Annotated in this window: 21 protein-coding genes; 13 read left to right on the forward strand and 8 right to left on the reverse strand. The window is 62.9% G+C overall.

Annotated features, from left to right (window positions below; all coding sequences use genetic code 11):
• The first annotated feature begins 133 nt into the window (after positions 1-133).
• Positions 134-271, forward strand: a complete 138-nt coding sequence (locus J2X76_RS01490; RefSeq protein WP_310212321.1) for a hypothetical protein — start codon at positions 134-136, stop codon at positions 269-271.
• Between the two features lie 30 nt (positions 272-301).
• Here the strand turns inward: J2X76_RS01490 and J2X76_RS01495 are convergent, their stop codons facing one another.
• Genes J2X76_RS01495 through J2X76_RS01505 form a run of 3 tightly spaced genes read right to left on the reverse strand, consistent with a single transcriptional unit; the run spans position 302 to position 2,098 of the window.
• Positions 302-919: a LysE/ArgO family amino acid transporter gene (locus J2X76_RS01495; RefSeq protein ID WP_310214660.1), complete on the reverse strand. Its 618-nt coding sequence runs from the start codon at positions 917-919 to the stop codon at positions 302-304.
• Between the two features lie 39 nt (positions 920-958).
• Positions 959-1,726 (reverse strand): SOS response-associated peptidase, encoded by a 768-nt coding sequence (locus tag J2X76_RS01500; RefSeq protein ID WP_310212324.1) that lies wholly within the window; start codon positions 1,724-1,726, stop codon positions 959-961.
• Positions 1,727-1,771: 45 nt separating this feature from the next.
• Positions 1,772-2,098, reverse strand: a complete 327-nt coding sequence (locus J2X76_RS01505; RefSeq protein ID WP_113284237.1) for a YnfA family protein — start codon at positions 2,096-2,098, stop codon at positions 1,772-1,774.
• Positions 2,099-2,145: 47 nt separating this feature from the next.
• Between J2X76_RS01505 and J2X76_RS01510 the strand changes: the two genes are divergently transcribed.
• The 11 genes from J2X76_RS01510 (at position 2,146) to J2X76_RS01560 (ending at position 8,752) form a co-directional block, all read left to right on the forward strand.
• Entirely contained in the window at positions 2,146-2,448 is a 303-nt protein-coding gene (locus J2X76_RS01510; protein ID WP_113284150.1) for a type II toxin-antitoxin system RelE/ParE family toxin, read from the forward strand.
• Positions 2,445-2,744, forward strand: a complete 300-nt coding sequence (locus J2X76_RS01515) for an addiction module antidote protein (RefSeq protein ID WP_310212328.1) — start codon at positions 2,445-2,447, stop codon at positions 2,742-2,744. The genes J2X76_RS01510 and J2X76_RS01515 overlap by 4 nt, the downstream gene beginning before the upstream one ends.
• A gap of 17 nt (positions 2,745-2,761) precedes the next feature.
• On the forward strand, positions 2,762-3,178 hold the full coding sequence (locus J2X76_RS01520) for an NUDIX hydrolase (RefSeq protein WP_310212331.1): 417 nt from the start codon (positions 2,762-2,764) through the stop codon (positions 3,176-3,178).
• Between the two features lie 34 nt (positions 3,179-3,212).
• Entirely contained in the window at positions 3,213-3,644 is a 432-nt protein-coding gene (locus J2X76_RS01525; RefSeq protein WP_310212334.1) for a TIGR02301 family protein, read from the forward strand.
• Positions 3,645-3,745: 101 nt separating this feature from the next.
• Positions 3,746-4,003, forward strand: coding sequence for a hypothetical protein (locus tag J2X76_RS01530; protein WP_113129948.1), 258 nt, complete (start codon positions 3,746-3,748; stop codon positions 4,001-4,003).
• Between the two features lie 15 nt (positions 4,004-4,018).
• Positions 4,019-4,783: a hypothetical protein gene (locus J2X76_RS01535; RefSeq protein ID WP_310212337.1), complete on the forward strand. Its 765-nt coding sequence runs from the start codon at positions 4,019-4,021 to the stop codon at positions 4,781-4,783.
• Positions 4,784-5,127: 344 nt separating this feature from the next.
• A complete protein-coding gene (locus tag J2X76_RS01540; protein ID WP_113129946.1) occupies positions 5,128-5,430 on the forward strand; it encodes a hypothetical protein in 303 nt (100 codons plus the stop codon).
• A gap of 324 nt (positions 5,431-5,754) precedes the next feature.
• A complete protein-coding gene (locus J2X76_RS01545; RefSeq protein ID WP_310212340.1) occupies positions 5,755-6,597 on the forward strand; it encodes a folate-binding protein YgfZ in 843 nt (280 codons plus the stop codon).
• Positions 6,598-6,632: 35 nt separating this feature from the next.
• Positions 6,633-7,217, forward strand: a complete 585-nt coding sequence (locus J2X76_RS01550; protein ID WP_113284156.1) for a YfbR-like 5'-deoxynucleotidase — start codon at positions 6,633-6,635, stop codon at positions 7,215-7,217.
• Positions 7,214-7,750, forward strand: a complete 537-nt coding sequence (locus tag J2X76_RS01555) for a tyrosine phosphatase family protein (RefSeq protein WP_310212343.1) — start codon at positions 7,214-7,216, stop codon at positions 7,748-7,750. The genes J2X76_RS01550 and J2X76_RS01555 overlap by 4 nt, the downstream gene beginning before the upstream one ends.
• Positions 7,751-7,858: 108 nt before the next feature.
• Complete coding sequence (locus J2X76_RS01560) at positions 7,859-8,752, forward strand: mechanosensitive ion channel domain-containing protein (RefSeq protein WP_310212345.1); 894 nt, start codon at positions 7,859-7,861, stop codon at positions 8,750-8,752.
• An 87-nt stretch (positions 8,753-8,839) separates the two neighbouring features.
• Here the strand turns inward: J2X76_RS01560 and J2X76_RS01565 are convergent, their stop codons facing one another.
• Positions 8,840-9,532, reverse strand: a complete 693-nt coding sequence (locus J2X76_RS01565) for an RES family NAD+ phosphorylase (RefSeq protein WP_310212347.1) — start codon at positions 9,530-9,532, stop codon at positions 8,840-8,842.
• Positions 9,529-9,918 carry an MbcA/ParS/Xre antitoxin family protein gene (locus J2X76_RS01570; protein WP_310212350.1) on the reverse strand — a complete coding sequence of 130 codons (390 nt, stop codon included), beginning with the start codon at positions 9,916-9,918 and terminating at the stop codon, positions 9,529-9,531. Before J2X76_RS01570 ends, J2X76_RS01565 begins: the two co-directional genes overlap by 4 nt.
• A gap of 142 nt (positions 9,919-10,060) precedes the next feature.
• Here J2X76_RS01570 and J2X76_RS01575 point away from each other — a divergent pair, with 142 nt between their 5' ends.
• Positions 10,061-10,555, forward strand: a complete 495-nt coding sequence (locus J2X76_RS01575; protein WP_310212353.1) for an HIT family protein — start codon at positions 10,061-10,063, stop codon at positions 10,553-10,555.
• A 44-nt stretch (positions 10,556-10,599) separates the two neighbouring features.
• Here J2X76_RS01575 and J2X76_RS01580 read toward each other — a convergent pair whose 3' ends face one another.
• From J2X76_RS01580 to J2X76_RS01590, 3 genes are all read right to left on the reverse strand, one after another.
• Positions 10,600-11,421, reverse strand: coding sequence for an ABC transporter permease (locus tag J2X76_RS01580; RefSeq protein ID WP_310212356.1), 822 nt, complete (start codon positions 11,419-11,421; stop codon positions 10,600-10,602).
• On the reverse strand, positions 11,418-12,206 hold the full coding sequence (locus J2X76_RS01585) for an ABC transporter ATP-binding protein (RefSeq protein WP_310212359.1): 789 nt from the start codon (positions 12,204-12,206) through the stop codon (positions 11,418-11,420). The genes J2X76_RS01580 and J2X76_RS01585 overlap by 4 nt, the downstream gene beginning before the upstream one ends.
• Before the next feature lie 112 nt (positions 12,207-12,318).
• Positions 12,319-13,353, reverse strand: coding sequence for an ABC transporter substrate-binding protein (locus J2X76_RS01590; RefSeq protein WP_113284162.1), 1,035 nt, complete (start codon positions 13,351-13,353; stop codon positions 12,319-12,321).
• Positions 13,354-13,569 lie beyond the last annotated feature (216 nt).

The raw sequence follows: 13,569 nt of genomic DNA on the forward strand, positions 1-13,569 counted from the left end.
TTCCCGCAAGATGACAGTTCTATGAATCGTGGGCGGCAGTGCCGGCTTGCCGGCCACGATTCTGCCCGCTTTTATGGGAAGAGCCGCGATCGCAAAAATGCAAACAACAGAATCGCGTGACGAGGAGACAGCTATGAGCACCGAAAAGAGCCCCAAGAAGATCGAAGCCAAGCCGGAAATCACCCCGCCCTACCGTCCGCTCGGCCTGAAGGCCGTCGTTGCCGCGGCGCTGATGCTGAAGCGCAAGCCGAAGCTGACGCCCGCAGGCTGATCCCGCCCGCCGGACGGGAGCCGGGCCGCCTCATTCGCCGCCGAGGAAACTCCACAGGAGCCCGAGCGCGAGCAGGCTCATGACCACCCCGATGACGACATCCAGCACCCGCCAGGCGGCGGGTCTGGCAAACAGCGGCGCCAGGAACCGCGCGCCGTAGCCGAGCCCGAAAAACCAGACGAACGAGGCGATCGCCGCGCCGGTGCCATAGGCCACCCGCTCCGCCCCTTCGAAAGCCGCCGACAGGCTTCCGAGCAGCACGACCGTATCCAGATAGACATGCGGATTGAGGAAGGTGAAGGCCAGGCAGGTGAGCACCGCCGCCTTCAGCCCCATCGGCTCCGGCGCGCCGGCGACCATCGCGGCAGGCCTGACCGCCCGCCGGAACGCCATAAAGGCGTAGAACCCGAGAAACACCGCGCCACCCAGGGTCACCACCGAGATCAGCACCGGCGATTGCGAGACAATCGTGCCGAGCCCGGCGACGCCGGCGGCGATCAGCACCGCATCCGACAGCGCGCAGATCAGGCAGAGGATGAAGACATGGGCACGGATCAAGCCCTGGCGCAGGATGAAGGCATTCTGGGCGCCGATGGCGATGATCAGGGAAGCACCGAGGGCGAGGCCGGATAGGCCAGCGGAAAGCAGGGTCATGATAGGAAGGTCCGTCCTGAGGCAGAGCGAAAGCTAGAAAAGCGACATCTGGGTCGAATCGGGCTTCGGCTTTTTCGGCGGCTCTTCTTCCGGCTGCGCCACCGCGACCGGTTTCTGCAGGTCCGGCCCCATATTGGCGACCTTGTTGACGAGGTCGGAAACCGGCAGCGCCTCGAAGAAATCTTCCTGTACCGGCCGCATCAGGTCGGCCACTTCGCGCGGCTCCTGGGTCTTGCAGTCGAGCCAGCGGGCAAAATCCTCAGGCCCGATGACGACCGGCATGCGGTCGTGGATATGGCGGATGCCGCCGTTGGCCGCCGTCGTCATGATCGCGGCGGTATCGACCTCGGAACCGTCCGCCGAGGACCAGGTCTCCATCAGGCCGGCAAAGGCGATGACGCCGCCGCGCTTCGGGCGGATCCAGTAGGCCTGCGGTTTCACGCCGCTTTCCTTCGGCGGCCGGCGCCATTCGTAAAAGCCGGTGGCGGGGATGAGGATGCGGCGATGGCGCATGGCGGCGCGGAAGGAGGCCTTGCCGATCGCCGTCTCGGAACGCGCGTTGATCAGGAGCGGAAACTCCTTCATGTCCTTCACCCAGCCGGGGATCAGGCCCCAGCGGGCCAGAAAGGCGCGGCGCTCCGGCAGATTGCTGCCCGGCTCGCGCTTTTCCGAGGACATGACGACAAGAATCGGCTGGGTCGGGGCGATATTGTAGCGGGCCGGGAAATCATCGAGATCCGCCAGGCTGAAGAATTCAGAAACATCCTTGGGGGTCGCCGTCAGGGCGTAGCGTCCGCACATGGGCCTTATGTGGCATCGGCTTTTCCGAGGGTCAAGCGGCGATGATCAGGCGCTTCTGGGTCCGAACAGGATGATTGCGCCGCCGACGAGGCAGACCGCGACGCCAAGAATGTCCCAGCGATCCGGCACCCTGGTTTCGACGGCCCAGAGCCAGAGGATCGAGGCGAGGATATAGATCGCGCCATAGGCCGCATAAGTGCGCCCGGCCGCCTCGCTCGGCACCAGCGCCAGCAACCAGGCGAACACGATCAGTGATAGAATGCCCGGCGCCAGCCACCAGATCGGCTTTTCCAGCCGGAACCACGCCCAGAAGGCAAAACAGCCGGCGATCTCGGCCAGGGCGGCGATGGCATAGAGGAGGTAGGTTTTCATGGAACTCATCAGCTTGAAGAATTGTAGCTCATACGCTACATTTTCACATGGTCGAAATTCAGGAAACCGAAATCTTTTCGACCTGGTTTACTAGGTTACGAGACGAGCGGGCAAAGGCTCGGATCAACACCCGTATCTATCGTTTGTCACTCGGCAATCCCGGCGATGTAAAGCCGGTTGGATCTGGGATCAGCGAAATGCGCATAGATTATGGGCCGGGTTATCGAATCTATTTCATCCGCCGCGGGCAGACACTGACAATCCTTCTTTGTGGCGGAGACAAATCTAGCCAGACGGAAGATATCGCATCGGCCAAAAAGCTGGCGGCTGGTCTGGAGGGCCGGAAATGACGGTTGAGACAAAAAAATGGGATATCGTCGAGCATCTTGATACCGACGAGCGTATCGCACTTTTCCTGGAAGCGGTTTTCGAGGATGGAGATCCCGCTGTTATCGCCGCTGCGATAGGGGATGTCGCCCGCGCTCGCGGCATGAGCCAGATCGCCAAGGAAGCCGGTCTTTCGCGAGAAAACCTCTATCGGGCGCTGAGCGAGGGGGGCAATCCCGAGTTCGCGACCATCTTTAAGGTTATCCGGGCTATCGGCTACGACCTCACTGTTGTGCCGCATGGCAGCGCAGCGCGCTGAACTCGAACGACGATAATATGCCCCCTTCCCCGCAAGCCGCATCCTCCGCCATTCTCGAACGTGACGGCCGGCTCCTGTTGATCCGGCGGGTGAACCCGCCATCCATGGATCTGTTTGCCTTTCCGGGCGGGCGGGCCGAACCCGGCGAGACGCCGGATGAGACGGCGGTGCGGGAATTCCTGGAGGAGACGGGGATTGCCGTGCGCAATCCCGTGCTGTTCGCCACCTATGACCTGAAGAGCGAAAAAGAAGGCGGGCGGCATTTCTTCCTGTCGGTCTTCCGGGTGGAAGCGGATTCCGACACGCAGGCGATCGCCGCCGACGACGCGGCGGATCCCGGCTGGTATACGGTCGAGGAGATCCGCTCGCTGCCGGTGCCGGCCAGCGTGCGCGAATGCGCCGAGAGGCTGGCGGCGGAGATCAATGCCCGCTAAGACAAGTGCAATCGCGCCCTCTCGAGACCCGTTCATGATCCTTCTTCCGCGACTCGGCCGCCTGACGCTGCTGGCATTCCTGGCGGCGACACCAGTTGCCGCCCAGTCTGCCAAGCAGCAGCCGGCGGCGCCGCCGCCGCCTCCTCCGGTGGCCGGGGAAAAGCCGGCGCCTTACGACGTGCAGCTGACCCGGCTCGCGGAAGTGCTCGGCTCCATCCAGTACCTGCGGGCGCTCTGCGGCGCATCGACATCGGAATGGCGTGCCTCGATGCAGCAGCTGCTGGATGCGGATACCGGTACGGAGCCGAAACGTCGCGAGCGGTTGACGGCGGCCTTCAACCGGGGGTATCGCTCGTTTGCCGCCGTGCATACATCCTGCACGGATGCGGCAAGGACCGCCGAGGAGCGTTATCGTATCGAAGGCGCAACACTTGCGACAGAAATCGCGGCGCGCTTCGGAAATTAGAGGATTATTTACCTCTTTTGGCAGGAGGCCGTGTCGTTTTGATAAAAGGCTGATAAAGTTTTTAACGGGCTAGTAATCAAACGGGCACCGAGGACGACAGAATGCAGACAGGCCGCAACGACATCGACGACATGATTGTGCATGAGAAGATGCAGGCTGCCTTGGAATATCAGAGTGAGGCATGGGCCGACGGCCGTGCCGACGGTATCGAGCCGGAAATCATCGCCGATGCAGCTCTGGTCCTTGCCATGCGGGAGACCATTCGCATACACGGGGAAATGGGCGCGGAAGCCATGCTTGATTCGCTCAGGAGCCGCATGCTCGCCGGCGAATTCTCCCCCGAGCGCACCGTTCAATAACGATAGAGGTTTCCCATGCGGAACGCGGCGGAAACGACGACGGCCCGATTGATCCTCCGCCTTTCGGCGGCAACCGTGCTTGCTGCCGCGATTGCGGCCGGCGGCCAGGCTTTTGCGCTGTCCGAACTGCGCCCGAGCGTCGAGCCTCAGGAGCCGGAGCCTGCCCAGAGCCGCGCTATCCTGCAGGCTTTCGAAGGCACGACCCTGCCGCAGCCGGGTCCCGCGATCAACCGATCCGCCCAGGCCGGCGACAACAAGACGCCCGCCGCTCCGGCGGACACGAATGCCGCCAAGCCCGCGCCGGCCGACGACAAGCCGGCGGAGATCATCCGCGACATGACCAAGCTGCCGGCACCGGTCAAGCAGATGCGCGAAAAGCTGGTCGAGGCCGCGGCCTCCGGCGACGTCACCCGCCTGCGTGACCTGATGGGAACGGGACCAACCCAGACGCAGGTGATGAACGGCGAATTCGAGGACCCGATCGAAACGCTGAAGAGCTTTTCGGGCGATGCGGACGGCCAGGAGATCCTCGCCATCCTGCTCGACATCCTCTCCACCGGTGCGGCGCATTTCGACGTCGGCACGCCGGATGAAGCTTATGTCTGGCCCTATTTCGCCGGCAAGCCGCTTTCGAAGCTGACGCCGCCCGAACGGGTCGATCTCCTGCGGATCGTCACGGCAGGCGACCTTGCCGGCATGGAAGAGAACGGCAACTACAACTTCTTCCGCACCGGCATCAGCCCCGACGGCAAATGGAAGTTCTTCTCCGGCGGCGATTGAAGCGAGAGTGGGGAATTCGGGCTTGCGACTGGCTTTGTGCTGGTCGCGACCACTCTATTTGCCGAGCCGTCGTTACCCCCTCTGCCACTTTCGTGACATCTCCCGCATCACGCAGCAAATCCCCCAGCGGCAACTCATGACCCGTCGCAGCCAAGCACGGGCCTGACGATGCCCCGCCAACTTTAGCTCGTGGTCGATCCGCGAATGAAGTATAAAGGGGCACTAGCATGTTGGTCGGCAGGACCGGAGCCGTCGGCTTGGATCGATGCTCGCCACAACGCGCGTTCACATGGTGAACGCCTTCGTTCGCATAGTGAACGCCTCGCTGAAATGAGGGAACCATTATGGACGTCGTCGTAAGAACTTACTCAGGCAAGGGCTCGAAAGAGCTATTTTCACTCCTTGAGGAGCGCAAGGCGGAAATCGAGAAGCTTTTGCGCACCACAAAGGGATTTGTGAGCTACACGCTGGCCCGGAGCAGCGAAAGCGACGGGGGGCTCTCGATGACCGTATGCCAGGACAAGGCAGGCATCGACGAGAGTGTCGGCATGGCCAGGGACTGGATTGCCAAAAACGCGGCACACATCGGCGTCGACGCACCAAAGGTATCTCTGGGAAAGATCATCATCCACGCCACGAATAGCTGAGTTCCATACCTGCGCCCGGTCGAGCGAACCGGCCGGGCGTTTTCTAGGGATCCCGTTACCCACCGTCCTTCGGACCCTTCGATGACATCTCGCATATGAGGCGCGAAGCAGCGCGTGGCGCCCCTTCCCCCTTGTGCGGAAGGGTTAAGTGCCGCACCCGCTTCACACCCCATAAGCGATACACGTATCGTCGTGCGGGAGATCGGTGGGAACTTCCGGCACACTCATCGCCCATGAACTTTATCATCCGACCGGACGGCACGCCTTGCCGCCGCCTCTGCGAAGAACTAACTCTCAGTCTCAGAACAACCGGATTGCCGCACCATGCCCGCCGCCTACCTTCCCTCGCGAAGCCTGATCCGCCTCACCGGCAAGGATGCGCAGGATTTCCTGCAGGGTCTGATCACCACCGACATCGATTCGCTGCCGGAAGGCGAGGCCCGCCCGGGCGCGCTGTTGACACCGCAGGGCAAAATCCTGTTCGATTTCCTGATCTGGCGCGACGGCGAAGGCTTTTTCATCGAGACCGAGACCGCCCAGCGCGAGGCGCTGATGCGGCGGCTGACCATGTACAAGCTGCGCGCCGCAGTCGAGATCGCCGCCGGCCCGCAAGACGGGGTTTCCGTTTTCTGGGGCGAGGATGCGGGCAAAGGCGCCGTGACGGATGCCGCCTTTGCGAAGGCGGGCATCGCGCTCACCCGTGCACCCGGCAAGCTGGATGACGGACCGGAAGCGGCCTATCATGTCCTGCGCACCGAAGCCGGCATCCCGATGTCCGGCCACGACTATGCGCTGCAGGACGCATTTCCGCATGACGTGCTGCTCGACCAGACGAACGGCCTGTCCTTCCGCAAGGGATGTTTTGTCGGCCAGGAGGTCGTATCCCGCATGCAGCATCGCGGCACGGCGCGGCGGCGGGTGGCGATCGTGTCGGGCGAGGCCGCCCTGCCCGCTTCCGGCACCGAGATCACAGCTGGCGGCAAGCCGGTCGGCACGCTCGGATCGGTTTTTGGAAACAAGGGCCTGGCGATCGTGCGTATCGACCGCGTCGGCGATGCCCTCGCGCGCGGCGTTCCGCTTTTTGCCGGCGATGTCGCCGTCAGCCTGACGCTTCCCGCCTGGAGCGGGCTCTCCTTCCCCGTCGAGGCTGAAGAGGCCGAGACGTGAGCCCAGCAATACCGGCACCACGGGCCTGGCAGCGCATGCTGTCGGGCCGGCGGCTCGACCTGCTCGACCCCTCGCCGCTCGACGTCGAAATCTCCGATATCGCCCACGGGCTTGCCCGCGTCGCGCGCTGGAACGGCCAGACGCGCGGCGACCACGCGTTTTCGGTCGCCCAGCACTGTCTCGTGGTGGAAGAAATCTTCCGTCGCTGCAACGAAGCCTGCGCGGCCGATGCGCTGCAGATGACGATGCTGCACGACGCGCCGGAATATGTGATCGGCGACATGATCTCGCCGTTCAAATCGGTGGTCGGCGGCGGCTACAAGGCGGTCGAGCAGCGGCTCGAGGCGGCGATCCACCTGCGTTTCGGCCTGCCGCCGCATCCGAGCCGCGAGCTCAAGGCGCTGATCAAGAAGGCCGATACGATCGCCGCCTTTTTCGAGGCCACCGAGCTTGCCGGCTTCTCGGTCACGGAGGCGCGAAAATTCTTCGGCCAGCCGCGCGGCATCACCCGCGACATGCTGCCGATCCAGCCGATGCCGGCGCCTGCCGCACAACAGCTTTTCCTCGACCGCTTCCATGCGATCGAGGCCGAACGCGCCGCTTCGGGCAAAATGTCATGACCGCGATCGTCGTCTGCCCGCTTGCCGCCATCGCCGAGACCGCCGTGCGGCACAAGGCGCGCGAAATGGTGAGCCTGATCGCCGAGAGGCAGGACTTTCACCGGCCGGGCGTGATTTCCGCCGACCGTCACCTGAAGCTGGCGATGAACGATATCGGTTTTGCCGGCACCGGCGACCTGATCGCGCCCAGCGAAGCGCATGTGGAAAGCCTGATCGCCTTCGTGCGCGACTGGGACCAGTCGGCGCCGATCGTCATCCATTGCTGGATGGGCGTCTCCCGATCGCCGGCCGCGGCCGTGATCGCGGCGCTCTCGCTCCACCCGGAAGAAGACGATTTCGCACTGGCCGCGAGGCTTCGCAGCGTCGCGCCGCATGCGACGCCGAATACACGGCTGATCGAGATCGGCGACCGGATGCTTGGGCGAAACGGCCGGCTGATCGCCGCCATCAAGGGGATCGGCCGCGGCGCCGAAACCGATGGGCGGGCTTCGTTCGTGCTGCCGCTAAAATCCCGCATTGAAGCTGAAAGTTGAACTTTCCTAATTGTTTAGCTAGCCGCGGGAAAGCTCCATTTTTTTCTTGACCTCGCGGCCTGCTGCGCCAATTAACGGCGAAACCGTAAACAGGGAGCAGATTGCCGGATGGACCAGGCATCGGAATTCGTCGTGGCCACGAGAGCAGCACTCGCTCAGTTGAGCGCGCTCGCGGTGCAGTATTCCTTTTCCGCCATCGGGGCTATCGTCCTGCTCGTGCTCGGCTGGATGGCCGCCGGCCTGATCAGCCGCTGGGCGCATCGCGGCCTGTCCCGGATCCACGGTATCGATGCGACGCTGTCGCAGTTCTTCTCCAACATCATCCGTTACGCGATCCTGGTGCTCGTCGTTGTCATGGTGCTCGGCCAGTTCGGGGTGCAGACGGCGTCGGTGCTCGCGGCACTCGGCGCGATCGGCCTTGCGGTGGGCCTGGCGCTGCAGGGCACGCTGCAAAATATCGCTGCGGGCATCATGCTGCTGGTCCTGCGGCCGTTCCGGGTCGGCGAAAGCATCGAAACCGGCAGCGTCACCGGCACGATCGTCGATGTGGGGCTGTTTGCGACGGAGCTTCGAACCGCCGACGGCGTCTATCGGCTGGCGCCGAACTCGACGCTGTGGAACGTTCCGATCACCAATTACAGCCGGCTGAAGACCCGCCGCAACGAGATCTCGGTCAGCATCGGCAGCGACGGCGATATCGGCAGGGCGCAAGCCAAGCTGATGGCGATCGCCGGAAGCGACAGGCGGGTGCTGAAGGACCCGGCGCCGACGGTCTATGTGGCCGAATTCGACGCGGGCAGCGCCAAGCTGACGCTGCGCTACTGGACCAAGAGCAGCGACTGGTGGAATACCGGCCGCGACCTGACCCGGGACGTGAAGATCGCTTTCGACAAGCACCCGGAAAAAATTCCAGACCCTCAGGTAGAAAACCGCGACGTTTCCGGTGAGAGCGGACCTCCGGCTCCTCACGGTGCGGACGAACCGGTCACGCAGCGGACCTGAAGGAAAGGATGCATCGGGGCCGGCTTTTCACGAGGAAGCCGGCCCCGATGCCCAAATTTTTGACGAGAAGCGATTCGGCGGTCGCCATCATACGGCCTTGAGACCGTATTCCTCGCTGCCCGCCCAGACGATATCCCAGGAGGCGCCGGGGCGGACATTGCGGATGGCCGTCGGCTCGAAGGCGACGAGGCAGCGCCCCTCGCGGTGGCGCACCGACGGATAGATCAAGCCGTCATGTCCGTCGCGCCGCAGTTTCTCGGCAAGCGCCTGCCCTTGAGGATAACCGACCGCCGGATCGGGATTAAGCGCCGGGTGGTTTCGCTCGTCGCTGATGTCGGGATATTCGCCGATGAAATCGGCCAGCAGTTCGACATAACGCGCCGTTTCCTCGAACAGGCCGATGAACTTCAGTTCGCGGGTCTTGTGAAAGGCGACCTCGGCGAGCGAGGTCATCGTGTCCCAGCTGCAGTACCAGGCGCCGCGGGTCTCGTCGTTGAAGCGGTTTCCGCCCTTGCGGGTATAGGTGAAGGCGGCGTTGATATGAGTGTTGCCATAGACCTGCAGGTCGTGCTTGCGGCGTTTCCAGGCGAGTTCGCGGCGGTCGAGATAGAGGTTCAATCCGCGCTCGGCGGTCAGCCGGGCGCTGGTCATCCCCTCGATCTCGGCGAGGATCGCCAGCTCCTCGTCGCTATCCACCAGGCCGCGCAGGCTCGGCGGCTTGTGGTAGGTCGCCGGGATCAGCCGCACCAGGCCCCGGTCGCTGACCGAGGTCACGATCACGCGCCGCCCCGCAGGGCATCGAGGTAATTGCGGACGGCGAGGAATTGCGGCAGGCCTTCGTCGATCAGCGTATCGATGGGGCGGCGACCACGAAACAGCGGCCCCTCATTCGGTAGCATCATCCATTTCGGAGCGATCGGATCGCTGAAATAGAGTTTTAGCGCCTTGTAGATGCCGATCACCGCGCTGAGGCGCAACATCTGGTCCTTGGTCAGCCCGCCGGAATAACCAGGTTTGCGGGCGCGCTTCCAGGTGCTTTCCGACATGTCGGCGAGTGCGGCCGCCTCGTTCACCGGCACGCCCCATTCGGCCACGACATTGCCGAAGGCCTTCAGAGCAACCGCCGTGACTTGCTCCACCTGTTCTTTCCTTGCCGCGACCGCCATCAGAAGCTCCTTTGCATCGAGCACAAATGTAGTTCATCTGGCCTTAATGTAAAGGTCATATGGTCTTCAATTGCCAACATTGCCTCGGCGCGCGGCTATTGCTACCCCTTTTGCAAGGAATCCGCCGCGTGGACCGTTCGAAATGCCCATCCCTCCAGAATTTCATGTCTTCGAGACGCCGCATTGGCTCATCAACCACCGGACGAATTCCGCCCTTCCCGGCTATCTGATGATCGGTTCCAAGCGTTTTGCGGATGATCTTTTCGAGCTTGCGGACGAAGCGCTCCTAGAGCTCGGGCCGCTGATGGCGAAGGCTCAGAAGGTGCTGAGGCAGGAACTCAACGCGGAGCGGGTCTATATCGGGCGATACGGGCATTCGCCGGGTCATTCGATCCATTTCCACGTGATTCCGATCTACAGGTGGGTGGAAACGCTTTTCTGGCAGGACGAACGATACAGGATGCTCAATACCTTCGCGGAAGGGACGGGCGAGACCGCGACCGATGGGGCGGAGCTAACATTCTTTGTCTGGCGGGAATTCTGCGAACGGCTGGCGCCGCCGCCGATCCAGGGGCCAAACGTTGCCGAAGTCATTGCGCGCCTGCGGGATGTTTTTCGGGCGGGACCGCAGGGGTAGCCGGGATCGCAGATGCCGAACCGGCGCCGAGGGCCACGGGTTTGTCAGTGCGACATCGAGGAGCGGTGCGCCCAGCCGGTCATGCGCATTTCGATCCAGGCCATCAGCGCATACATGGCGATGCCTTCGACGGCGAGCATCAGCAGGCCGGCGAAGACCAGCGGCACGTTGAACTGGCTCTGGGCCGAGCTCATCATGTTGCCGAGGCCGTAGTTCGAGGCGACGGTTTCCGACACGACCGAGCCGACAAAGGCGAGCGTGATCGCGATCTTCAGCGAGCCGAAGAAATAGGGCATAGAGCGCGGGATACCGACCTTCAGCATGATGTCGAGCTTCTTCGCCCCGAGCGCCCGCAACACGTCCTCGGTTTCCGGTTCGATGGTGGCCAAGCCTGTCGCGACGTTGACGACGATCGGGAAGAAGGAAATCAGGAACGCGGTGAGGATGGCCGGCACCGCGCCGATGCCGAACCAGATGACCAGGATCGGCACCAGCGCCACCTTGGGTATGGCGTTGAAGCCGATCATCAGCGGATAAAGCCCGGCATAGATCGCCTTCGACCAGCCGATGAACAGGCCGATCGCCAGGCCCGCGACGACGGCGATCGCGAAGCCGACGGTGGTCGTATAAAGCGTCTGCAGCGAGTTCTTCCAGATCGGCGACCAGTATTGCGCGATCGCCTGGAAGACGCGCGACGGCGCCGGCAGGATTGTGGGCGGCGTCTGCAGCACGATGACCAGCAGTTCCCAGAGGACGAAGAGCCCGACCGTGTAGAGCCAGGGAGCGAGCTTCACCCAGTTGATGCGCCGGGCAAGCGGTTTTCCGGGCGTGACGGATGCGGCGGTGTTTTCCGTGACGACGCTCATGCGACCACCCTCGCGCTGGCGATTTCGCCGTGCAGTTCGTGCACCATGTCGTTGAAGGCCTTCTCGTACATGATTTCGAGATCGCGGGGGCGGGCGAAAGGCACGGCATGCTCCTTCAGCACCTTGCCGGGACGGGCGCTCATCACGAAGATCCGGTCGGCGAGGAAGGTCGCCTCGCGCAGGTCGTGGGTGACGAGGATGATGGTGACGCCTTGCGCCGCGTGCAGGTCGCGGATGACGCACCAGAGTTCCTCGCGGGTGAAGGCATCGAGCGCGCCAAACGGTTCGTCGAGCATCAGCAGTTCGGGTTCGTGGATCAGCGCGCGGCACAGATTGGCGCGCTGCTGCATGCCGCCGGAGAGTTGCCAGGGGAATTTCGAGCCGAAGCCCTTAAGGCCGACGGTTTCGAGCAGGTGCTCGGCCTTTTCGACATACTCTTTTTTGTTCGCCCGCAGCCGATGACGGTGTCTTTCGACGATCTCCAGCGGCAGGAGGATGTTGTCGAGCGTGGTGCGCCAGGGCAGCATGGTCGGGTTCTGGAATGCCATGCCGACGATCGAAACGGGCTTGGTCACCTGCTTGTCGGCGACGATGACGACGCCGCTCTGGGGGATATGCAGGCCGGTGACGAGCTTCATCAGGGTCGACTTGCCGCAACCCGATGGACCGACGACGGCGGCGAATTCGCCCTTGCCGACCTTCATGGTCAGGCCGGAGACGGCAAGCGTGCCGGCGGCACCGCCATAGCGCATGTCGACATTGTCGATGGATACGAGGTGGGGCATTGGGTCTTCTCTTTTCGATCAAACAGCAGATGTCGAGTTGCCCCTCATCCGCCCTGCCGGGCACCTTCTCCCCGCAAGCGGGGAGAAGGTTAGGGTGAGGGGCAGACCTCCGTTACGGCAGCATCCGCTGTTCCTTGGCCGGCAGGAAGCTGGCGTCGAAAACCTGGTCGGCCTTGACGTTGCCCTTGAGCCCCATGGAAACCTTGAGCGTGTCGATCGAAGCGGCGAGCCGGGCCGGATCGATGCCGCCGAAGCCGTTGGCGACGACGTAAGGCGTCTTGATGTTCATCGAATTCGCCATCTTCAGGCGTTCCAGCTCGATATCCTTGTTGAGCGTCTCGTTGCGCTTGAGGACGGCGGCGACGCCCTCTTCCGGCCTGGCGACGGCATCGGCAAAACCCTTGGCGAGCGCCTTGAGGAAACCCTTGACGGCGGCCGGGTTCTTGGCGGCGAAATCGGTGTTGACCAGCACCGCGTTGCCATAGAGGTTGAGGCCGTGCTCGGCCATCAGGATGGTGGCGATGTCGTCATCCTTGATGCCCTGGGCCTTCAGGTTGAGGATGACCGAGAAGGCGAAACCGAAGACCGCGTCGACCTTGCCCTGGGCGAGCATCGGCTCACGGACCGGGAAACCGATCGATTCCAGCGTGATTTTCGAATCATCGATCTTGGCGACCTGTTTGAAGGCCTTCCACTGGGCGAAAGCACCATCCGGAGGAGGCGCGCCGAGCTTCTTGCCTTCCAGCGATTTCGGGTCGGTGGTGATGCCGAGCGACTTGCGGCCGACGACCGCGAAGGTCGGGCGTTCGTAGATCATCATCGCGGCCTTGATCTTCTGGTTCGGATCCTCGTCGAGGAACTTGATCAGCGAGTTGATGTCGCCGAAACCCATCTGGTAGGCGCCGGTCGCGACGCGCGGGATCGCTTCGACCGAGCCGTTGCCGGTGTCGATGGTGACATCGAGGCCCTCCGCCTTGAAGTAGCCCTTGTCCTGCGCCAGCAGGAAGCCGGCGGCCGGGCCTTCGAACTTCCAGTCGAGCGTGAACTTGACCGCGGTCTGCGCCAGCGCGGGAGTAGCGGAAAAGCCGGCGGCGAGCGCAAGGGCAGCGACGGCCGATAGTTTCGAAAGCGTTCTGCGCGAGATCATGAAATGTCGTCCCTCTGGATTTTTTTGTTCGGATGGACGCATCCAAGCGTTTATTCCGAGGGCGCGCAAGCCGAAACTGCACATAAAACGATCATATTCTTATAGCGCATATAATATATGCAAATGCTGTTTTGGCTCGCAGAAGTCTGCCGATGTTTTTGGCAGGGGCGGCAAATAAACGCACGTATGACGCGAGATATGCAATGCCTTTTCCAT

The sequence above is a fragment of the Neorhizobium sp. 2083 genome (assembly GCF_031455615.1).
Lineage (GTDB): Bacteria > Pseudomonadota > Alphaproteobacteria > Rhizobiales > Rhizobiaceae > Neorhizobium.